Genomic DNA, 21539 nt, shown 5'->3' with positions numbered 1-21539 from the left:
CGTGGCTTTGGGGATCGCTTTGGGGATCGCTTTGTGCGTCACCTTTTGGGTCACCGGAACCTGCCCACCAGTTGCGTGGACGAGGCTTCAACTTCGCTGGCTTTGAGCCTGAAGTCCTCATTGAATGGCACGAAGGGCAACGGGACAGTGAGGTTGACCGTGACGGTGATGGCCGTGCCCGCAGCCTGGCAGTCGGCAGGGTCGCAGCGGGTGGATACGCGTGCCTGCCCGGCATCGTGGCCGAAGTCCGCGAGGGCGATGAGGGCTGACTGTTCGGCGGCAGCCTGGGCAGACTCTGCATCCGGTTGGGCGACGAACACCTTCGCGGCCTGGTCTGCGGCGCCGACCACGGCGAAGGACCCACCTTGGATCTGGCCCACGGTGATGATGAAGTAGACCAATGGGACCATCAGGAGCAGCGCGAAGAAGGTGAATTCGACCACGGCGCTCCCCTCTTCCCTGTGCTCGTTGCGGAGCGCCTCACTGAACCTGTTCTTGAGGAAGGCCCTGATATCCGTTCGGCCCCGGAAGACGTTAAGGCTGGATGGCGGCATGGCCTTTCACCTCCAGCAGGTCCCGGGGGCCGATCAGCCCGATGACGGGCATGGGAGCCTTGATGGTCACTTCGAGGGTCCGCAGGCCCTGGAACATTACTTCGGCAGTGGTGACATCCTGCGCGAACTCAGCGTTCAGCGAAGTCTCAATGAGCGTCGCCGCCCGTTCCTGGGCATCTGACGCTCCCCGGTCTGCGAGGGTTCCATAACGTGCCCCCGAGGCTGCCGCGTCGATCAGTGTGTTGCGTACGTGCAGGACAAGGGTCAGCTGGATTATCGCCAGAAAAAACATGGTGAGCAGGCCGCCCACGAGGACGAAGTCCACGACGGCAGAACCGCGTTCATCCGTGCGCCAGCCCGGCCCAGCGCCGATCCGGGACCGGCACGGTTCCCGGCTGGGCATCCACTGGCTGGCGCCCAGCATGGCTTACTTTCCGACCTTGTCCATGGCCTGGTTGAACATCGTTTCGAGGGCCGGGCCGGCGAGAGCCAGCAACGCCGCCACCAAGACTGCGGACATTAAGGTGATCATCACCCAACCCGGGACGTCGCCACGTTCCGGGTGGTCTTGGGCCGGCACGTCGGGATCTATCGCCGCGTACCTCCGGCCTGACACAGTTTCACAGATCCGTGCCCACAGGCCGGCCAGCAAAGCGAGGAGCAGCAGGCTGCTCGAGATTCCCAGGTTTTTCATTTCGGTCCCATTCATTGTGTAAATGACGCGATGTAAGTCATGTGGCGGTTAGGGGATGTGACGGCTTGGCCATGCTCATGGCTACAGTCCGAGGCTGATGGCCGCGATGCCGGGGAACACCGCGAAAACCACTGTTAGGGGGAGGACACCAAAGACCAAAGGAACCATCATGGCGATTTCTTTCTTGCCCGCCGACTCCATGAGGTCCCGTTTTGCGGTGTCCCGGACGTCCTGGGCCTGAGCTCTCAGCACATCTGCCAAGGGTGTGCCCCGCTCGACCGCGACGATGATTCCGTCGACAAATCTGACGAGCGGCCCCAGATCTGTCCGCGAGGAAAACTCCTGGAGCGCTTCCACCAGCGGTTTTCCCGCTCTGGTCTCAGCAAGAATCTTGGAAAACTCCTTGGCCAGCTCGCCACTGGCACTGCGACAGACACGGTCCAGGGCCCCCGTGGCACTTTCACCGGCACCGACAGCCAGTGCCATGAGCTCGGCAAGGCTGGGAAACTCCGCCATCATCCGGGATTCCCGCCTGCTGATCTGGACGCCCAACCAGAAGTCACGGAAGAGAAAGCCGCCGAGCGCGCTTCCGAGGACGGCCACAACTGCGAGGAATGGACTGAACCGGCCGGCTACCGCGCCCAGCACCACGGCGGCCATGGCGGCGGCGAATCCAGCGGCCGACCAGAGGAGCTGTTCGGCCCGGAAATCTATGGGTGATTTGTTGATGCTGGCTTGGGCGAGCCTGCGGGTCAGCGCCTTTGACCCTAGGTTCAGCTTCCCCAGGGCTGCGAGTCCGTCGTGGAGCAGGGGACGCACGATCCGTTCCAACGGTCCGAAGGGTGTGGCGTTCTGTCCGCTGGTCCGCAGCAACCGCGATTCAAGGTTTTGCGATTTCAGCTGCGGATCGATGCGCTCGACGAATGTGAGCGGTCGCATAAAGGGCAACCGGACGAAGATCAGCCAAAGGCCCGTCCCGAGGACTATGCCGCACACAATCGCAGTCGCCGAGATCCCGTTCATCGCAGCACCCGTTCGTCCTGCGGAAGGGCGCCGATGCGAAGCATGATGGAGTAGCAGACCAGCGACACCACGAGCCCGCCGAGGAGGACGCCGGCTCCCATGGGCGTGTTGTAAGCGTTCACTGCTTCAGGCCTGGTGGCCAGGAGGAGCATAACGATCCAGGGGGCGGCAACCGCGAGCCTGGCGGCGTTGACAGTCCAGGACTGCCGGGCCTCGAGCTCGCTGCGTGTTCGCGCATTTTCCCGGAGAAATTCCGCAAGAGTGCCCAACAGCTTCCCCAAGTCAGAACCGCCCACTTCACGGGTGAGCCTGAGTGCCTCGACGATCCGGTCCGCCACCGGGTCCGCCAGCCGGTCCTTGAGTTTATTGAGAGATGCATCGAACTGCCCGCCAGCACGGTAGTCGGCCCCGAAGTCCCGGAATACATGCCGAAGCTCCTCGGGGCCCTTCTCCCCCAGCTGGATCAGGGCCTCCGGCAGTGAGAGCCCGGCGCGGATGGCTGAACGCAGGTGGTCCACCACGTCCGGCCAGAGCTGGCGTAGGACGGCTGTTCTCCTGGCCGCCCGCCACCGGACAATGCTGACGGGCAGCCAGGCGCCGAAGAGTCCGAAGCAGACGGATATAGGCCATGACCGGCTGACGACAAAGAGGATGAGAGCCACAAAAATGCCCAGTCCCAGGCATGAGGCCACGAGGCCCATCCCGGTGACCTTTTCGATTCCGGCGGACGCCAGCAGGTCCTCGAGGCGGCTGGCCCGCGGGCGGCGCTTCAGCGCTGCCGGCTTTTCCCAGAACGACCACCAGATCAGGAAGAGCCCGGCGCCCGCAAGCACCCCTACCAGAGGCGCCATCAGCGCGGCTCCAGCAGCGCCGCGACGTCGTACCCTGCCCGGGAAAACTTCTCCGCCGCGGGCATGGAGTTGGCCCGCGGCTGCAGCTGGCCGTCCTCCATGGCGAAAACCATGGAGGATTCGATGATGCCGTTTTCCACCCGCCGGCCAAGGGAAAGGATCTCGGTTACTTGGCGGCGGCCGTTGGCGTGCCGGCTGCAGTGGATCACGAGGTCGATGCAGGACGCCACCGTGGGGACAACGAAGGCAGACGAGATATTTTCACCGGCGAGTAGCGGAAGGGTACAGATCTTGGTCACAGCGTCGTGGGCTGAGTTTGCATGGACGGTGCACATCCCCGGGAGTCCACTATTTAAGGCGATCAGCATGTCCAGGCTTTCCGCTTCCCGTACCTCTCCCACCACTAGTCTGTCCGGGCGCATCCGGAGGGCTTCCTTGACAAGCCTTCGCAGTGGGATCTCGCCTTCGCCTTCGAGGTTGGGCTGCCTGCATTGGAGTCCGACGACGTCCCGGAGCGGGAACTGAAGTTCGAAGATTTCCTCGACCGTAATGACGCGCTCACGGCTGCCGATGCTCGCGGCCAGGCAGTTGAGCATGGTGGTCTTGCCCGCCTGGGTTGAGCCCGACACGAGGATGTTCAGTCCGCTGGACACCGCTGCACCGAGGAAACGGGCAGACTGAGGTGTCAGGGTTCCAAGCTCGACCAGGTGCTCCAGGCGGCTGGCCTTCACCACGAACTTGCGAATATTCACGGCCCAGTGCCTGCGGGTGACATCTGGAATAACTACGTGGAGTCTCGAACCATCAGGCAAGGCTGCGTCCACGAAGGGCGATGACATGTCCAGGCGGCGGCCGGAACTCTTCAACATGCGTTCCACGAGATCGCGGACCTGCTGGTCCGTGAGGCTGAGTGAGGTCAGTTCCGACTCGCCGTTCCTGGCGACGTAGATTTCGTTGGGTGCGTTGATCCAGACTTCCTCGATGGTCGGATCGTCCAGCAGCGGCTGAAGGACACCGAAGCCGGCCACCGCGTCAAAGACAAACCTGCGGGCGGCCTCCAGCGGACCAATCGGAGGGAGCGGCCCCATCAGGGCCCGTTCGTCGTAGTCGCTCACAGCCGCCTCGACGAGCCGACGGACCTCGCCCGCCTGCCGCAGCGGATCAAGACCCCGACGGCGGATCAGCTCGCGGACTTCGTCTTCCACGATTCGCACAGCGTCCATGTAGTTCCCCAATACAACTGCCGCCCCCGGCGGAGGCAGTTCAACTGGGTACAGCCTAGGGACGCTACACCACGGCGCCAAGTCATATAAGGCGGGCTGTGGATAACAGTGACGCATCTTTCACATTGGCAACAGCGGAAACTCTGGTTACTGCAGACACGCCTTCACCGTGAACTCCGTCAGTCGCCGACCGGCCCCGCGTCGTTAGAGGACGCCCCGTCAAACACAGGTCCAAATAGGCTTCCTACCGCGGCAGCCCGAGTGGCACTCCTTAGGCTCCCATTCCTGGCGTCGTGCCACGGTCCCGAACTGGCGCTATTTCTTTCCAAGCACAAGCTTCCACGGGGTGAGTGCCGACTCGATTTGCTCCCGAAGGTTCATCTTTGATGCACCTTCAATCCTTTCTTCAAATCGAATAGGTACTTCGACGATCTTTAGCCCTCGCTGGGCCGTCCGATAGTTCATCTCGACTTGGAAGGAGTAACCGTTGCTCCGTATCGACGTGACGTCGATTGTCTGGAGTGCAGAAGCTGTCCAGGCTTTGAACCCGGCGGTGCCATCCTTGACTTTCAACCCAAGAATCGCCCTAACGTAAAAGTTGGCCCAAAGCGACAGCGCCTTGCGATGCCACGGCCATTCAGCCGCCGTTGAGCCGCCAGCAACATAGCGGGAGCCAATAACCAGATCAGCGCCCTGGTTCTGGATGCGGTCCATCATCGCGGGTATCGCGGCGACTGGGTGCGATAGATCAGCATCCATCTGAATGACGATTTGGCCATTCTCAGCCAAAGCGCGGTTCATTCCTGCGACGTAAGCACGTCCTAACCCGTTCTTCTCCGTGCGATGCAGCACAGAAACAGTCCCGCCTGACTCTGAGGCCAACATGTCTGCGATGTCGCCTGTACCGTCCGGTGAATTGTCATCAACCACGAGGACATGCAGGCTTGGAATTCCGAGCGCTTCGAGCTGGGCTGCAAGAATAGGCAGATTTTCGCATTCGTTGTAAGTCGGGACTACGACGGTGATCTTTGGGGTGCTGGCGGTCAAAGGGTGTTCTCCGTGTTCAGTTAAGACGAAGCATAAGAGCGCTTAAGCTCACCGCTAGTCAATAAGTATGGGGCTGGGGATATCTGGCTCGGCGTTCGCGCCATTACGAATGTGTCTGGCAGTCGCTGCGAGCACCACCCAAGGGAAATGCAATCCCTGTATCAGTGTATCCAGATGCGAGCACCTCGATCCCACCCGAAAATGGCCCTGCTCAGGGCACTCCGACCTGAGCAGGTGTCTCTTACAGGGCAAACGACCGCATGGCTCGAAGCAGTCATCGGAAACTTGGTGACGTGAAGTTGGCGGCCCTTCGGCGCGTTCGTTTGCCAGCGTGTCCAGTCTGACAGAAACTCCACTGCCTATCGCAGGCAATTCAACCCGTAAAGGTCATCGTCCTGGTAAATCCGGCTGCCAAGGCAACAGAAGTAGCACGCTTAGCTATTTTCACATTGGCAACAAAGGAAACTCTGGTTACTGCAGACACTGCGGTGTTAGGGTAGGCGCGTTAAGTCTCGATATTTCCAGTTCAGCGTCTCCTGAACTGCAACCCTCATGTCGCGCTCAAGCAAGCGCCTCATTGTCTCCGGAGCCAATATGAAGCGGAACCCGTCCCCCAATCATCGTCCCCTCCTGAAATCTCTGGGGACGGCAGTTCTGGCTGCCGCACTAGTGGCGGGACCCGGGCTTGCGGGCATAGCTTTCGCTGTTGATCCGGGGCCTACTCCCACGCCTGACGCCAGTTCTACAGCGTCGTCAAGCCTGGCTCCGGAGAGGACCGCTCCCGATACAACAGCGCCGGCCAACGCAACCCCTTCGCCGGCGCCGTCAGTTGCTGAGAATGCAGCGATAACCCCTGGACCGAGTACGGAATCCGACGCCGCGAGAGCAGCCATGGCCGAGGCCGTGGGCCCAGCCGGCGCTGAGATGGGACAGCGCTCCGCCCGCGTGACAGCGTCCTCCCCCTCTGCCAGTCTGAAAAAACTCACCACGGAGGCTTTGGCTACTGAAGGCACCTGGATGCCCACCTTTGGCGTCCAAGGACTCGATGTCAGCAGCCATCAACCCTCTGTGGACTGGCTACAACAGTGGAACATGGGTGCGAGGTTCGCCTACGTTAAGGCCAGCGAGGGAAACTACTACACGAGCCCCACATATGCCTCGCAATACCAAGGCTCACGGAATGTCGGTATGATCCGTGGGGCCTACCACTTCGCTATCCCCAATTGGTCTTCAGGCGCCGACCAAGCACGCTATTTCGTACAAAACGGTGGGGGGTGGACCGCCGATGGACACACCTTGCCGCCAGTGTTGGACTTTGAGTTCAACCCCTACGAAAACCGCACGATCAACGGCTTCTACTTCGGCAATACTTGCTACGGGATGTCACCGGCCCAGTTGACTTCTTGGGTCCGCGACTTTGGCAACGCCATGCTGTCAATGACGGGTCGCTTGCCCGCTATTTATACCAATACCTCCTGGTGGCGGCAGTGCCTTGGTGATCCTGCGGGATTTGCCGACTACCCACTGTGGGTCGCCGCCTACCCTAGTTCGCCTACGAACAACGCTGGCGCAGTGCCCGCCAGCTGGAGGACGTACAGCATTTGGCAGTACAGCAGCACCGGCCCCTTGGCCGGAGACTCAAACGTCTGGAATGGTTCCCTTGCCGATTTGCAGCGCTTCGCTAAGGAAACGGGCACCATCCCCGTCAACCCATCGATAAAATCTGCCGCGGACATTCTTGCGATCGATTCTGGCGGAACGCTTTGGAATTATGGGGGCAACGGTGCTGGGGCCATAACGTCCACGCGTGCCATTGGTTACGGGTTCACGGGCCTCCAAGGTATTTATGCGGTGGACTGGAACGATGACGGTACGTACGATCTTTTGACGCAGACGAAGGACGGAAGGCTGCTGGTCTACCTCGGTTCCGTATACGGGGGCTTCAGCAGTGGCGTCCAGCTCGGAGTGGGCTGGGCCGGAATGAAGATCGCGCCCGCCACTATTGGTACGGGCAGCCGGTATCCCAGCATAGTTGCTACCGACGACCGCGGGCAGGTCTGGCGATACTCCAACTCCTTTGGAACAGCCATCGACTCCGGACGGACTTCGATCGGAGCCATCTCCCTAGACAGCCCGCTGGTAATCACGGACTTCGACGGCAATGGCAGCCTGGATCTGATCACTGTGCGCCCAGACGGTAACCTCTACGTGGCCGCCGCCAATTCAAGCGGCTACTTTTCGGAGTCCCCAACGCCGATCGGCTCCGGTTGGGTTGGCGCATCCGCGCTATTTCCGGTCTATGGATTCAACGGTGCCAGCAGCACCGGTGTGGTCGGGCGCATGAGCAACGGTGAACTGCGATATTACTCGATCAATCCCGGCGGCGGGTGGGGCGCCAGTAGCGTTGTCGGCGTCGGCTTTGGCAACTTCCAGATGGGCGACACCCAGAGCTTCCAAATGACCCCTCGACCCTCTATCCCGCATGGATCAGATATCATCACTGCCGACTCCAATGGGACCCTATGGAACAACCGGGCTATGACCAACGGTGCTGTTTCGCAGCGGCAACAGATAGGTGTGGGCTTCGTTGACATGCGGAGTCTCACGACCGTCGATTGGAACCGGGACGGCGTCTACGACATGCTTGTGCAGTGGAAATTCGGCCGCCTGGATGTCTACCTTGGCAACGCAACAGGCGGATTTGGCAGCTCCATCACCGTAGGTTCAGGCGGTTGGGACGCCATGAAATTGGCGGTAGGACCTTGGACTACGTCCGGCTATCCCGACGTAGTCGCTACCGACAGCGCCGGAAATTTACGCTTATACCGCAATGTGGGGAATTCCGGGATGCTCCAAGGCGGTGACATCATCGGGACGGGTTGGGGCCAGATGCGCACCACCATGCTTGACTGGAACTGGGACGGGATCTACGACCTTCTGGCCATAGACGGCGAGGGAATCATGCGCATCTACCTCGGTAACGGCCTCCGAAGCTTCCAGAATGGCGCCACAATAATAGGTATGGGCTGGTCCGACCTGGCCCCCGTAAGTGCTTCCTTCAACCTGCTGGCCAACGGCTACGCCGGCGTTATTGCACGCACAGGCAGCGGCGAACTTTCCCACTACTCGGTCACGGCCAGCGGAAGATTCACCGGCGTTCAGAACGTGCCTGGACAGTGGAAGAATCTCCTAATCGCGGGCGCTGCTGCAGGCAGTTGGTAGCCTGCCGTAAGGCCAATCAGTAGCCCGAACGCGCCCCCCAGGCCCGGAAAAGCGAGCGTTACCGGCGCCGCGCTTCCAGAAACCCCCTTTGCGATGATCTAGACTGGAATACTGCGGGCCAGCAAAGAGGGCCCGCCCCCAATGAACGCCGACACCGCTTTTGTGCTCGGCTGCGCCAACCCTAGGAGTGTTTAGACCCGTGACAGCAAGAGCAATAGGACTTTCTGTTGTCATTCCCGTCTATAACGGTGAGAGGGTGCTAGCGCACACAATCGGCTTGCTTTCCGCGTACCTGACAACCGGACAGTCCGAGATCATCATCGTCGAAAACGGGTCCTCCGACGGCACCCTCGAAGTCGCCCGAGCGAACGCTGTGGACACCCAAAATGTGACCTTCCACGTTTTGCAGAGCGACAAGGGAATGGGAAATGCGTACCGTCGAGGCATCCAAGCCAGTTCTGGCCAACGCATACTCCTGACCGCGGATGACCTCCCGTTCGGTATCGGCGACCTTGAACAGGATGCAGAACTCATGCCCAAGCCCCCTGTCGTCATCGGCTCCAAGGCGCACAAGAATTCGATCACCCCGCGAGGCCTGACACGCAATATCAGCAGCCTCGGATTCCGGATCCTCCGCAAGGTTCTCCTAGGTTCAAAGGTGGGCGACTCCCAGGGCACGCTGATCGTCGACGGAGACTGGCTTCGGAAGATGGTTGACCGCTTTGATGATCCTGGTTTCCTCTTCAGCACACAGGTCGTGTTTGCCGCAGAGCAGCAAGGGATGGCCATCGTGGAGGTACCTGTTATTCTTGCGCCCGACGAACAACCCACCGAGACGACCATCAAACTCGGGGACATCGTAAAAATGGCTAGGGGTCTCCTAGCCTTACGGTCCCGCCGAAGTGACTTTGGCTCGACTCCGGAAGGACTTCCGACACTATGACTAATAGTCACCCGGTGCCACCCAATGAAACCGCAGAGCTACCCGAACCAACTGTTGGTGGACGGCAAAAGCTAATTGACTTCGCACGCAGGGCCCTAATGGTCCTGGTGTTTGCCGCTGCAGCCTACTTCATCGTGGTCAATTGGCCGCAGGTTCAGGAAACTGTCTTTTCACTTCATTGGTGGCAGTTGGTGCTTTCGCTGCTGGCACTGATTCCCGGGGTACTGCTTGGCATGATGATGTGGCGAGTTGTCATGGTCGGGATTCTACGTTCACGGCATCTCAGCCCAGAAGGCAAATCACTTAACCAGATCTACCTTGTCGGGCAGATAGGCAAGTACTTGCCCGGATCCGTGTGGGCCTTCGTACTCCAGATGGAACTCGGCCGGAAGAACGGACTTGCCCGAGCGCAAGTCTTTGTAGCCTCCCTGATCAGTACAGGTGTCACCGTCGGCGCATCGCTCGTCGTCGGAGCAATGGCGCTGCCCCTGATTATTACCCAGCAGCCGTCTCTTCAGTGGCTCTATATAGTTCTTCCGTTCGTCCTGCTCGCAATGAACCCCCATATTGTCACGTTCCTTGTCAATGTCGTACTCAAGGCGCTCCGCAGACCGCCACTGCCGGAGCGGATCCGTGCCAGCACAATGTTGCAGGCTTTCGGTCTCGGCGTAGCCATGTACTGCTTCTTTGGGCTACATCTTTGGATCCTCGTCGGCCACGAGACGGCCTTGACTATCGGTAACCTAATGCTGCTGACGGGCGCACTATCCCTTGGAATGACCGCCGGGGTTCTCGCCTTCCTTCTCCCCGCAGGCGTGGGCGCGCGCGAGTTCGTGCTGTACCTGGCCCTTGCCGGGCTAATGACCGCGGGTGCCGCCACGGCCATAGCAGCGCTTTCTCGCATCATGTTCACCGTGGCGGACCTATTGTGCGTCGGTGTCGCCTTCATTCATCTGAGGAAGACTGCGAAGGCTGAAAAGGCGAACCGCATCACTAAAGATGACTAGTCAGTCGCCCTCGCGTACCGAGGGTAGTTCGCTGCTCCAAGCTTCTTCAGAAAGTCCCACCGCGATGTCCGCTGACCCACGCCAGTCACCCCGATTCCAATTTCGCACCATCGCGAACCACACCGCTGTTCAGGCAATTACCTGGACGCTATTCATGGGCATCCTTATCAACTTCGGGAATCAGGGACGCGGCGGTTACATGCCTGGGGGCTACAACGCCGGCAACAGCGATCATCTCGTGCTGTCCACGCTCGGAATCCATTGGGCCGACCCGACAAAGTTTGCGGGCGACTGGTTCATGGAAGCCTCACCGCAACCGCACTGGTTCTTTGACATCATTACTTTCCTTGGCGCGTCCGCGGGCAACCTGGGGGCGGCCTACTTCGTGTTTTGGGTGGCAGGCCTCGTCTCCTTCGGTTTTGCAACGGCCATACTCAGCAAACATTGGGCGCCCAACCATCCGTGGCTTCTCGGCTTGGCCGTGACATTTCTGATGTCCGTAGCTCCGTGGAGTTCAGTGGGGACTGGTAATGCCATGATCGCCTTTGCAGTCCCGGCCGTAGTCGGGGGGCACATGGTCTACCTCTTCCTGGCGTACTTGAACACTGGTCGATTCACGGCTGCGGCAGTCGTCGCACCGCTTATCGCCGTCGTCCATGTTCAACAGGGCGCGGTCATCTGTATTTTCCTCATCGCCGTATCGACCATTAAATGGTTCACTCGCGACCGCTCTGAAAGTCTGGGCCGGTCGCTCTGGGTCGCCGGGCTGTCGTCACTTTTCGTAACTGGCGCGATAGTGGTGTTTGGCCTTACCTTCCGGCCAATTGCGGCAAAACTCCAAGACTTCGTAGAGATCTGCGATGTCATGATTCCGTACCACTGTGCCGCCCATCTGTGGGATCTGCCGCTGGTTTACAGCTCACTCGCCATAATCCTTCTGTCGTTACTTACCTGGTCTTTCGTGGGGACCAAGGACCGCTGGATATGGACGGCCACCGTCGGTCTCGCAGGCGTCGGCCTGGCCCTTGGCCTCCTCATGGATAACATGCACGTCCCCGTACTGGGTCCACTGTTCCAAGGAACAAATGTTTACCGGCTGGGTGCCGTAGTCTTCCCGTTCGCCATATTCGGTATCCTGGTGGGCCTGTTCCGGGCGGGTTGGAACTGGCGCGGCGCAGCAATGGCACAGGCGTCTTTCTTTGCCCTCTTCCTCTACCTCGGGCAGTTCGCCTGGCAGCTTAAACACGCTACATCGCCTAAGTTCGTCCTCCCACTTGTGGTGGTCACCGCTGCCGTCATTTATATTCGAAGCCACAGAGGCAGGGGCCTAGGCCCTTGGGCTTTCCGTGCCGGGGTACTAGCCTTTGTTGGACTGTTCGCACTAAACGCTGTCGCCGCCCATGCCTTTACCCCCCGCGGACTCAATACCACGTTCATTTCGAACGCCGACCTCAAGGCTTGGGGCAAGAAGGTCGAAGCGACGGTCCCCCCGGGCGAGCAGTTACTGGCGGCCCCACAGTGGATCGTCAAAACACCCTCCGGCCGCGGCGTTGTAGCCGATTGCAAGGATGTGCCCTATGGTGGAGCGCCATGGCAGGAGTGGCAGCAGCGAATCAGCGACCTCGGTGGAATTGACCAGTGTAAGCTGCCTTACTCGCAGACATACCTCAGTATGAGTGCCCAGGAACTCGACTCAGCAGCGGCAAAGTATTCAGTTGAGTACGCCGTGCTGGATATCTCCCAGAAGGACAAGTTTGAAGATCTCGGCAAGCTCGGCTGGCACGAAGTCCTTGAGCCGTTCAACGACATCAACTACTACGTACTGAGCAAGAAGTAGCCGAAGAACGGGCGCTATCGCCGGTCCGTCGATCAGATGCAACTCAGGGAAATCAAGGAGTACGCCGACGTCATGTCAAAAGGTTTGCTGAGCAACACCTCAACATCGGGGATGGTGGCGGCTGCACCAGCGTCCGGGAACAAAGGTTCGCAGCGCGGACTTAGGCTTCGGCTGAAAAACCACGACTGGCAGTGGGGACTCCTAGCGTCGCTCATTGCTGCCGTAACGTCGCTCGTTCCCCGGCTGTTTAGCCCAACGTTCTATTACTGGGACGACATGATGCAGTCGTTCCTGCCTCTCTGGCGCAACCTGGGCCAAGAGATTCGGGCCGGACGGTTCCCCCTGATGGACCCAGATGGCTGGGTCGGAGGCAACGTCGTAGCAGAAGTCGGCTACGGCATCTTTAACCCTGTGAACATCGCCAACTCGATTATCGTCTCGTACTTCGACAATCTTTCTGCCGCGAGCTACTTCATCATCATCCAATTCATCGCGCTGCTTGCCTTCGGCGTCTTCATGCTTTCGCGGGATTACGGCGCCAACCGCCCCCTTTCGCTGGCTGCTGCAGTCGCCATTCCGTTCAGCGGCTTTACTCTGTTCTATGAGGCCGCACGCTGGCCCGGCGGCCTCATAGCCTTTGCTTGGACCACGGTCTTCTGGTGGTCTGCACGGCGCTATGCGCACCGACACACTTCGCCATTCTTGCCATTCCTGCTTGGTTTCATGACCATGACAGCGGGCAACCCGTACGGGGCCATCGGAGTAATCCTTGTCCTTGTCGCCTTGGCATGCGAGCTAATTCTCGTTCGGCATTGGCGCCGACTAGTGCCCCTGATTCTCGTTGGTTTTGCGGTGGGACTCACCGCGGTGATGGTCTATTTCCCGCTGCCCCTGAGTTCGGACGTCACCGTGCGAACGTCGTCTGTAATCATCAACGACCTCTTTCTACAGCCGGACATGTCATCCCTACTGGCCGCAAGCACGAGTAACTACCGTCCGCGAATGACAACGTTTTGGGGGCCGATTGAAAACGTGCCTTCCAGCTACCTAGCTTGGTTTGCGCTCCCACTAATCCCTTGGCTCGATTTCCAAAGCATTCGGCACCGTTCCCGGCACCTCGTTAGCCTCTACATCATCATCGGCGCCTATTTCCTGCTGACTTTCGCTCCCTCGAATGTTCTGGTCTTCCGCTGGCCGCTACGTTTGATCGAATACGTTTACCTCGGCGTCATCATCGTGCTAGCCGTGATGGCCTCAGCCGGACTACGGACCAACATGTGGAAAAAGCGTTTGTTCTTCACCGTGGCCATCTTGCTCTTCGGCGCGTACAGGGCATGGTCAATGGTGCCTGAGGGTATGAAGGTGCACGCTTTTGCGATTGCTCTTAGCCTGGCACTCGTTATAACCGCCATGATCGCATACAAGCGGTTTGGAATGCGCGGGTTGGCGGCCATCATGATAGTCGGAACCATCGCCACGCTGGGCCTACAGTCACGGCTATACATCCCCAACAGCATCGTCGAGGACCGCGGCTCCCCCGTCGACGCAGGACAGCTCCGACAGGCTACCGGGGATTACAAGGGAAATACACTCCAGATCCTCCAGATCCATGAGCTCAGCAAAGAAGAGTTCACCAGCGGCCAATTCCTCTACGGTAACCAGATTTTGAACGCAGACATTGACCACAGTCTCGGGCGCTACAGTGGCATCAGCTTCACCGCATACGCCAAAGCGCTCTGCATGAACTACCGGGCGGAAACCTGTCCGGAGGCCTATGAGCGGTTGTTTGAACCCCAGTTATCCGGTTTCGGAGCTCCGTTGGCGGACTTGTTGCGTCTTGAAACGGTCGTCGTCCAACGCGATCTTATCCCCCTGCCCGAATTGGACATCGCTCCTGGGTGGTCCCTCGTCAAGTCGGATTCGGCGCGCACTATCCTCCAGCGACGTTCCGCACTCCCCTACCCAGGTACGGTGTCCTGGGCCTCTGAAGGCATCCGTGTGGAGTCCTCTGCGACCGTTGAACCGGCCGAGAGCGTAACGCTGGCTGACGGAGCCAGTGCAGGCAAGATTATCTTCGCCCGGCTCGCTTGGCCGGGTTACACACTGAAGGTCGACGGCGTCATGCAGCCTCTGAAGCAAGGGCCAGCTGGCCTCGTGGAGGTTGATATCCCCGCCGGCGCGAAGCATGTGGATCTCACGTTCACCACGCCTGGATTGGTCGCCGGACTGGCCGCTCAGGGCGTAGCATGGGCTGGAATGGCAGCAATGACAGCTGTCTATTATGTCCGACGGCGACGCTCGCCCGAATTCGTACGAAGGGCAGGGTCCATTGTCTAGCCTTGGAAGGTTCCCAGGATCACTCCGATTGCTAACTGAATCGACGGGCGGGCTTAGTTCACCCTGCTTTCCCACTGTGGTTGTAACAGGCTGGAAAATTGCTGAGACTGAGCAGATCGAATCCTGCCAGCTAACTGATGCCGCGGAATATGGCGAACTTCACCGCTAGGATATTCTAGGAATTCAAGTTCATTACCGTGGGCTTACCTTTTCATCATCGCGACGTCGGGCCAGACCACCGCGTCAAAAATATGAGCCGGGCGTTACCGCAGGAGCCCAGTCCAGATACCGTCGGCTGCCTGTAAATGGCCGGCAAACAATCGACACCATGAGGACCAAAGAGACCAATGTCGACCAGTTCCACAACTGCACTAGAGACCGAGGGATCAAACGTCAATACCCTCGAACGTTCACCGCGGCAGACAGACATTCTGGCCATCTGGATCTGGCTGGCAGCCTCAGTCGCAGTGACGATCTGCTTGCTTGTGGTCTCCTTCGTGGGCGCGTACCCCGATAGGCCCTCGGTTGGGGATATCCTTTCGCGCTGGTCGCGCTTTGACTTCATCCACTTTGTGGACATCGCTCGTTTTGGTTATTTCCCGCCCCCTGGAGTGGCCTCTACGTCCGCGCCCTTATATGCTTTTTTCCCCTTGTTTCCGTATCTGCTGAAGGCCGGGCTTGTCCTTCATGTTCCCGTGATCATCGCCGGATTGGCCGTGTCTTGGCTCTCCGGCGCTGCAGCCACAGTGTGGGTATCGCGGCTAGCGAACCTGTATGAACCGGGACTCGGGCTCAAGGCGGCAGCAGTCTTCGTAGCTGCACCGCCGGCGATTTTCCTTTTCGCGCCTTACACGGAAGCCATTTTCCTGGGCTTCGCGCTAGGTGCGTGGTACTTTGGCAAGCGCCAGCGATGGTTCTTGGCCAGCGTCATGTGTGCTCTTTCGTCAACGGCGAGGATTACCGGAGCCTTTCTGCTGGTATCACTCTTTGTCCTTTGGCTAACTCAACGAAACTGGAGCGTCGGTGGTCGACGACGCTGGAGTTTTCTATACCTAGGTATTCCTGCGGCCACTCTCGCCACGTGGATGGGCGCTCTGTGGTACCGCACAGGCGATCCTCTTGCCTATCAGACAGCGCAGAAATATTGGGGACGCCACTTCGAGTGGCCTTGGACGGCGGCCGCCTCTACACTGAACAGCTATCCACCTACGGGTGGACATACTCAGATGGCCTACCTCGAAATCGCCGCAGTCGCTTTAGGCGTCATCCTTACGGCGATTCTGCTTGTCAAGAAGTACTACGGGGAAGCCGTATTTGTCGCCATCAACATCGTTCTCTTAGCCACGTCCACGTATTTCTACTCCGTACCGCGTGCGGCACTCCTGTGGTGGCCGCTTTGGATCGGCATCGCATACTTGCTTAGGCGGCAGCCGATCTTCTTCTGGATCTATCTCACGCTCTCCACGTGGGCAATGTTGGGTTGGAGCACCATCTACTTCTCGGGATTCTGGGCCGGCTAAGGCTCGGCCTGAGTGCCGCGTGTTTGAAGTTGTCTTTGGCTTGGCTTTTTGCCAGTGTTAACGCCAACGATGCCGGTGGCGGGGTCAGCGTGGCTGCAATGATCTTCATGCGGTCAATCTCCCTCGGCCCGCCCGAACGCCCCTCGTCCTCCAGCCCGACCATACCCCGTTCCTGGTACCTTCCGCGCCACGCCAAGACCGTGGGGACAGAGACACCGACAGCCTCGGCAATGCGTGAATTCGGCGCACCGTCGGCCGCCATCAGAATGGTCCTGGCCCGCTGGACCAGCCCCGCCTTCATCGACATCGAGCGGGACCACCGCGACAACACCTCGAAGTCACCATCACGAATAACCAAAGCCGGGGCAGGGGCAGGGGATGAGCCATGCCCAATTCTCCCAAACAACAACCCTAGAACCACTTTAGACACGCGGCACTAGTCACGCTGACGGCGGCGGAGCTCGGATACGACCTCGCGCACGGGGCCATCGAGCACGATCGCTCCCTTCTGCAGAAGGACTCCTCGATCACAGATAGTCGATACGAGCTCTAGGTCGTGACTCACGACGACTAGAGTCTGTCCGGCAGCCGCTAGCTCTTTGATCTTATTGATGCACTTGCGCTGGAATGGCTCGTCGCCTACTGCAAGGATTTCGTCTACAAGGAAAACATCGGGTTTAGTGTGGACAGCGACGGAAAAGGCCAGGCGAAGGTACATACCGGAGGAATAGAACTTGACCTCGGTGTCGATAAACTGTCCAATTTCAGCGAATTCGACGATGGAATCGAATCGATCTTCGATTTCCTTTTCGGTCATCCCAAGGATGGCGCCATTCAAGAATACATTGTCGCGGCCGCTGAGGTCGTGGTGGAAGCCGGCCCCTACTTCGATAAGTCCTGCTACTCGACCGCGCGTCAAAATAGTGCCGGAATCAGGAACCATCACACCCGAAATGTGCTTTAGCAGCGTGGATTTACCGGATCCGTTGAACCCAAGCAACGCCACCGTCTCGCCCTTTTTCACGGACAAGGAAACGTCATCCAGTGCAAGGAACTTCTCTGAAAGGTCGCCTTTCCGTCCATTCAGCAGCCATACGAGGGCTTCCTTGATCGAACGAGTGTGCCGGAGGACGAATTGCTTCCGGACGTTCTTCACTTCAATTGCAAGCGTCATGTTCACAGCTCCTGTGCAAAACGGCCTTCAAGGCTGCGGAAGGTCCACTGGCCTACGAACACAATAACGATCGATGTCACAAGGCCGAGGCCCAGCCAAAACGTAAGCAGGTTCTCCGGGAGCGGGCTGGAACCGTCCGTGGTTGGAAGCCAGAAAGCTGCATGGAATATCTCGACGGCGATTGTCATGGGGTTGGCCTGGTAGAACGAATAGAACGTCGAGCCGAGTTTGTCACTCACCTGAGTCCAGGCATACATCACAGGCGAAGCCCAGGTCACCACCATCAGCAGCAGGTCAACAATATTCTCGGCGTCGCGAAAGTACACGTTAATGGAGCCAAACAGCAGGCCCAGGCCGGCCGCCAGCAGGGCCACGATGACGAAAGCAGCGACGGCAGCCAGGATCTGTGTTGGCCCAGGACGCCATCCGGAGAACAGACAGGCGATCAGCAGCACGATCAACTGGGGCAGAAAGTGGACCGCTGATACCCACACTGACGCTACAGGGAAGAGCTCCCGCGGGAGGTAGATCTTCTTGATTAGTGAGTAGTTCAGTACGATCGACCGGGAAGCGTTGCCCAGTGCCTCCGTAAAGAAGTTGACCAAAACGACGCCGGAAAAAAGATAGATCGCGTAGTTGGGGAGTCCCCCGGGGTTTCGTGGGCTCTGCTCCTGTCCAAGGAATAGGCCCAACGCCACATAGAAGACTATGAACTGGACGCCAGGCTTCACATAGGACCAGAGCATCCCCAACACGGAACCGCGGTAGCGAATCTTGAGTTCTTTCCTGACCAAGAGCTTTAGCAGAAAGCGTTGATTCAAAACGTCTCTCAAACCATTGCCCCTGCCCGGAGCTCGGAGGCCAGAAATGTCGGTCCGATCGCCGGTAGAGTCTGCTCCCACCACTAGTCCTTCGAAAATTCGGACGCGTCATCGCTGACGGCCGCGAACGTCTTGGCCCACTCGTCGACGCCGGTGACGAGCGGATGAGCCTGCTGGTAATCCCGAGCGAGCCCATCGTAGTTGGCCATCAATCGGCGGTGGAGCACGATCGACCTGCGGAGTTGGCTGAGGAACGTCTTCCGGTCCCGCCTGTACCACGATGCCCCAGAGCCATCCGAAGCGGAGACAAGGGCCGAATCGAGTTCGACGAGGCTCCACCACCTCGACTCCATCGAGGGGATGGCAAGCTCCGGGTTCTGCATAGCGCTCGGGCGCACCGGTGTGAACTGACGTAGCAAACCCTTGGCCGCCCTAAGGGCGCCATAGGTTCTGCGGACAGGCTCTTCGGCCGGCACGATCCGCTTCTCCCCCTGGCGAACGGGGGGAAATGCCAGCAGGTCAGGCTTGATCTGAGCATCGCTGAAACCCGATCGGATCTGCCTTACATCGCTCAATCGGTGTGCGATCGTTCGGTGGAGGTGGTCCGGGCCCTCCAAGACATCCTCGAGCGCCTTAATCCGGATTTCGACGGCGGAGTAACGAAGCGCCAAGAGATGCCGGATATCTACCGCAATGCTCTCTAGGGGCATGCGACCGCCGCGCTTGTAGGGCGAATAGACCATGGCAGCCACCCAGCGGTTCCGCTGGTGATAGTAAGCCTGCCAGTCGATTGTGTCGTCTTTTTCGGTCCAGGGCATATGCCAGACAGCAGCACCCGGCAGGGACACCGTCGAGTAACCGTGCTTATTTGCACGGACGCCGTATTCCGCGTCATCCCATTTGATGAAGACCGGGAAAGAGAGTCCAATCTCTCGAACAATCGATGTCGGGATAAGACACATCCACCAGCCGTTGTAGTCGACGTCCGTGCGGCGGTGCAGCCAGGGGGATGTCCGGAGATTACTAGCGGCGAAGTCGTGAGATTCGCGCGTGTTGGTTGCAGGTCCCCAGAAATAGCGATACGTGTCGATCTGCTCACCAAAAGTGTGCAGCACGGACCGCTCGAAGAGGTTGAACATGTGACCGCCAACAATCGTCGGATTGCGAGTGAAGTCGGCAAAATTCACCGCTCGCAGCACACCCTCCGTTTCAATGCTGACGTCATCGTCCAAGAGCATGACATACGTGCTCTCGCCTTTTACCGCCCCTTCGTACATGCCGCGGGCAAATCCTCCGGATCCGCCGATGTTGCCCTGTTCAACGAGTTTGAACTTGCCCCCCAAGGCGGCAGAGGCGTCGGCAAAGCCTTCCTGGTTCCGGACCTTATCCGTGCCCTGGTCTGTGATCACGAGCCGGTCCAGAACATCCAGCAGACCTGGGTCCTTGGCAAAGGTGACCATGTGCCTCAGCGCGTAGTCGGCCTTGTTATAGGTGGTAACGGCGACTGTGAGCGTGCCCGGACTGAAGCCCTCGGGCTCCTTAACGGACCAGTCAGCACTGCTCAGCGTCACATCTGCGGAGTGCGCTACAAGGTCGAACCAGTACCATCCGCCGTCGACGAAGGCCCCTATTGGCAGGTCAAAGGTGATTGCCCCGCCGGCTTTAGAGTGGACGCTGTCTACGCGGTTCGCAGTGCCACGGGGGCTGGATCGGTAGACGACGATCGTCGCTTCAGCATCAACGTTTACGGTCAGCCGTACTGAGTCCACGTCCGTGTGCTTGCGCCAGTAGCTGGCCGGAAAGGCGTTGAAGTAAGTACCGAGGGATACTCGATGGAAGGCCGGAAGCCTGAGAGAGTTGCGTCCGACGATGAAGTCCGACCGTTGGTGCGTGCTGGCTGGTGGCACAACGGCGGGCAGAGCTCCGGCTCGCTTCAAGCGCTTAGTAACTTCCACAACCCGTTGAGACGCGTTGAAGTCAACGTAAAGAGGGAGGATGTCCGTGTCACCGTCGACAGGCAGTACGACACGGTGCACGGTACGGAAACGCGGCTTCGAACTTGGGGATATCAGGGATGGGTCCTGAAGCTTCTCGCTCATGCGTCGACGCCGCTCTCTATGCTGCTGCCGCTCTCGAAGTGCGGCCGGATCTTGTTGTCAAACATGGTCAGGGCCGAGCCAATGGCCATGTGCATGTCGAGGTACTTATATGTGCCGAGCCGTCCGCCGAAGAGCACATCCTTCTCGGCAGCAGCCAGGTCGCGGTACTTGAGCAGGCGTTCCCGGTCGGCGGCCGTGTTGATCGGGTAATAGGGCTCATCGCCCTTCTCTGCGGCGCGGGAGAATTCGCGCATGACGACGGTCTTTTCCGTCTGGTATTCGCGCTCCGGGTGAAAGTGGCGAGGCTCGATGATGCGCGTGTACGCCACATCGGAGTCGTTGTAGTTGACCACCGATGTTCCCTGGAAATCGCCGACGCCGAGCACTTCCTCTTCGAAGTCGATAGTGCGCCAGGAAAGGTCGCCTTCTGCGAAATCGAAGTAGCGGTCAACCGGACCGGTATAGATCACGGGGATGTTCCCGACGACCTTGTCCTTGCTGTACTCGTGCGACTCATCGAAGAAGTCGGTGTTGAGCCGGACTTCGATGTTCGCGTGTTCCGCCATTTTTTCGATCCAGGCCGTGTAGCCATCCGTCGGCAGACCCTCGTACTTGTCATTGAAGTACCGATTGTCGTAGTTGTAGCGCACAGGGAGCCGCGAGATGATGTCCGCCGGGAGGTCCTTGGGATCGGTCTGCCACTGTTTCCCGGTGTAGTGCTTGATGAACGCCTCGTACAACGGACGCCCAATGAGCTGGATGCCCTTGTCGTTTAGGTTCTGCGGATCAGTCCCCGCCAGTTCGCCTGCCTGCTCCTGAATCAGAGCCTGCGCCTGCGCCGGCGTCAGATTGGCGCGGAAAAACTGGTTGATCGTGGCCAGATTGATGGGCAGTGAGAAGACCTCGCCCTTGTGCACGCCATATACCTTGTGTACGTAGTTCGTGAAGGTGGTAAACCGGTTCACGTACTCCCACACGCGCTCGTTCGAGGTGTGGAACAGGTGCGCGCCGTAACGGTGCACCTCAATCCCAGTCTGTTCTTCCTTTTCGCTGTAGGCGTTTCCACCAATGTGGTGGCGGCGGTCGAGGACGACTACCTTCAAGCCGAGCTCGGTGGCAGCCTGCTCTGCAATGGTTAGGCCAAAAAAGCCCGATCCGACAATAACAAGGTCAGCGTTCACATGTAC

General features: G+C 59.1%; 18 protein-coding genes. 6 read left to right on the top strand and 12 right to left on the bottom strand.

What is annotated here, in order from left to right; all coding sequences use genetic code 11:
• Window positions 1-50: 50 nt before the first annotated feature.
• The 7 genes from NFC73_RS02845 to NFC73_RS02815 form a co-directional block, all read right to left on the bottom strand.
• On the bottom strand, window positions 51-554 hold the full coding sequence (locus NFC73_RS02845) for a hypothetical protein (protein WP_254747459.1): 504 nt from the start codon (window positions 552-554) through the stop codon (window positions 51-53).
• Entirely contained in the window at window positions 535-957 is a 423-nt protein-coding gene (locus NFC73_RS02840; RefSeq protein ID WP_254747559.1) for a TadE/TadG family type IV pilus assembly protein, read from the bottom strand. The genes NFC73_RS02845 and NFC73_RS02840 overlap by 20 nt, the downstream gene beginning before the upstream one ends.
• A 24-nt stretch (window positions 958-981) precedes the next feature.
• A complete protein-coding gene (locus NFC73_RS02835) occupies window positions 982-1248 on the bottom strand; it encodes a hypothetical protein (RefSeq protein WP_254747457.1) in 267 nt (88 codons plus the stop codon).
• Between the two features lie 81 nt (window positions 1249-1329).
• On the bottom strand, window positions 1330-2271 hold the full coding sequence (locus NFC73_RS02830) for a type II secretion system F family protein (RefSeq protein WP_254747455.1): 942 nt from the start codon (window positions 2269-2271) through the stop codon (window positions 1330-1332).
• Entirely contained in the window at window positions 2268-3122 is an 855-nt protein-coding gene (locus tag NFC73_RS02825; RefSeq protein ID WP_254747453.1) for a type II secretion system F family protein, read from the bottom strand. The genes NFC73_RS02830 and NFC73_RS02825 overlap by 4 nt, the downstream gene beginning before the upstream one ends.
• Window positions 3122-4345: a TadA family conjugal transfer-associated ATPase gene (locus tag NFC73_RS02820; RefSeq protein ID WP_254747451.1), complete on the bottom strand. Its 1224-nt coding sequence runs from the start codon at window positions 4343-4345 to the stop codon at window positions 3122-3124. The genes NFC73_RS02825 and NFC73_RS02820 overlap by 1 nt, the downstream gene beginning before the upstream one ends.
• Window positions 4346-4660: 315 nt before the next feature.
• Complete coding sequence (locus NFC73_RS02815) at window positions 4661-5392, bottom strand: polyprenol monophosphomannose synthase (protein ID WP_254747449.1); 732 nt, start codon at window positions 5390-5392, stop codon at window positions 4661-4663.
• Window positions 5393-6283: 891 nt separating this feature from the next.
• On the opposite strand from NFC73_RS02815, the gene NFC73_RS02810 reads away from it, so the two are divergent.
• The 6 genes from NFC73_RS02810 to NFC73_RS02785 all read left to right on the top strand — a co-directional run bounded on the left by NFC73_RS02810 (window position 6284) and on the right by NFC73_RS02785 (window position 16258).
• The gene (locus NFC73_RS02810) at window positions 6284-8614 is read left to right on the top strand and encodes a lysozyme (RefSeq protein ID WP_372494556.1); all 2331 of its coding nucleotides are present in this window, start codon (window positions 6284-6286) and stop codon (window positions 8612-8614) included.
• Window positions 8615-8813: 199 nt separating this feature from the next.
• Entirely contained in the window at window positions 8814-9557 is a 744-nt protein-coding gene (locus tag NFC73_RS02805; protein ID WP_254747445.1) for a glycosyltransferase, read from the top strand.
• Window positions 9554-10564: a flippase-like domain-containing protein gene (locus NFC73_RS02800; RefSeq protein ID WP_254747443.1), complete on the top strand. Its 1011-nt coding sequence runs from the start codon at window positions 9554-9556 to the stop codon at window positions 10562-10564. The genes NFC73_RS02805 and NFC73_RS02800 overlap by 4 nt, the downstream gene beginning before the upstream one ends.
• A gap of 154 nt (window positions 10565-10718) precedes the next feature.
• On the top strand, window positions 10719-12401 hold the full coding sequence (locus tag NFC73_RS02795; protein ID WP_254747441.1) for a DUF6798 domain-containing protein: 1683 nt from the start codon (window positions 10719-10721) through the stop codon (window positions 12399-12401).
• Window positions 12402-12473: 72 nt separating this feature from the next.
• Window positions 12474-14738, top strand: a complete 2265-nt coding sequence (locus NFC73_RS02790; RefSeq protein ID WP_254747439.1) for a hypothetical protein — start codon at window positions 12474-12476, stop codon at window positions 14736-14738.
• Window positions 14739-15085: 347 nt separating this feature from the next.
• Window positions 15086-16258, top strand: coding sequence for a putative hexosyltransferase (locus tag NFC73_RS02785; RefSeq protein ID WP_254747437.1), 1173 nt, complete (start codon window positions 15086-15088; stop codon window positions 16256-16258).
• On the opposite strand, the gene NFC73_RS20935 is transcribed toward NFC73_RS02785, so the two are convergent.
• The 5 genes from NFC73_RS20935 to glf form a co-directional block, all read right to left on the bottom strand.
• Window positions 16191-16559 (bottom strand): helix-turn-helix domain-containing protein, encoded by a 369-nt coding sequence (locus NFC73_RS20935; RefSeq protein ID WP_372494563.1) that lies wholly within the window; start codon window positions 16557-16559, stop codon window positions 16191-16193. The genes NFC73_RS02785 and NFC73_RS20935 overlap by 68 nt on opposite strands.
• Window positions 16560-16694: 135 nt before the next feature.
• Window positions 16695-17432: an ABC transporter ATP-binding protein gene (locus NFC73_RS02780; RefSeq protein ID WP_254747435.1), complete on the bottom strand. Its 738-nt coding sequence runs from the start codon at window positions 17430-17432 to the stop codon at window positions 16695-16697.
• 2 nt (window positions 17433-17434) lie between these two features.
• Window positions 17435-18334: an ABC transporter permease gene (locus tag NFC73_RS02775; RefSeq protein WP_372494555.1), complete on the bottom strand. Its 900-nt coding sequence runs from the start codon at window positions 18332-18334 to the stop codon at window positions 17435-17437.
• A 2-nt stretch (window positions 18335-18336) separates the two neighbouring features.
• Window positions 18337-20352, bottom strand: coding sequence for a glycosyltransferase (locus NFC73_RS02770; RefSeq protein ID WP_254747433.1), 2016 nt, complete (start codon window positions 20350-20352; stop codon window positions 18337-18339).
• Entirely contained in the window at window positions 20349-21533 is a 1185-nt protein-coding gene (gene glf, locus NFC73_RS02765) for a UDP-galactopyranose mutase (RefSeq protein ID WP_254747431.1), read from the bottom strand. Before glf ends, NFC73_RS02770 begins: the two co-directional genes overlap by 4 nt.
• Between the last annotated feature and the right edge of the window lie 6 nt (window positions 21534-21539).

It is taken from the genome of Pseudarthrobacter humi, assembly GCF_024294965.1.
GTDB classification, from domain to species: domain Bacteria; phylum Actinomycetota; class Actinomycetes; order Actinomycetales; family Micrococcaceae; genus Arthrobacter; species Arthrobacter humi.
The sequence above is the reverse complement of the archived record's forward strand: the minus strand, read 5'-3'. Positions and strand labels throughout refer to the sequence as shown.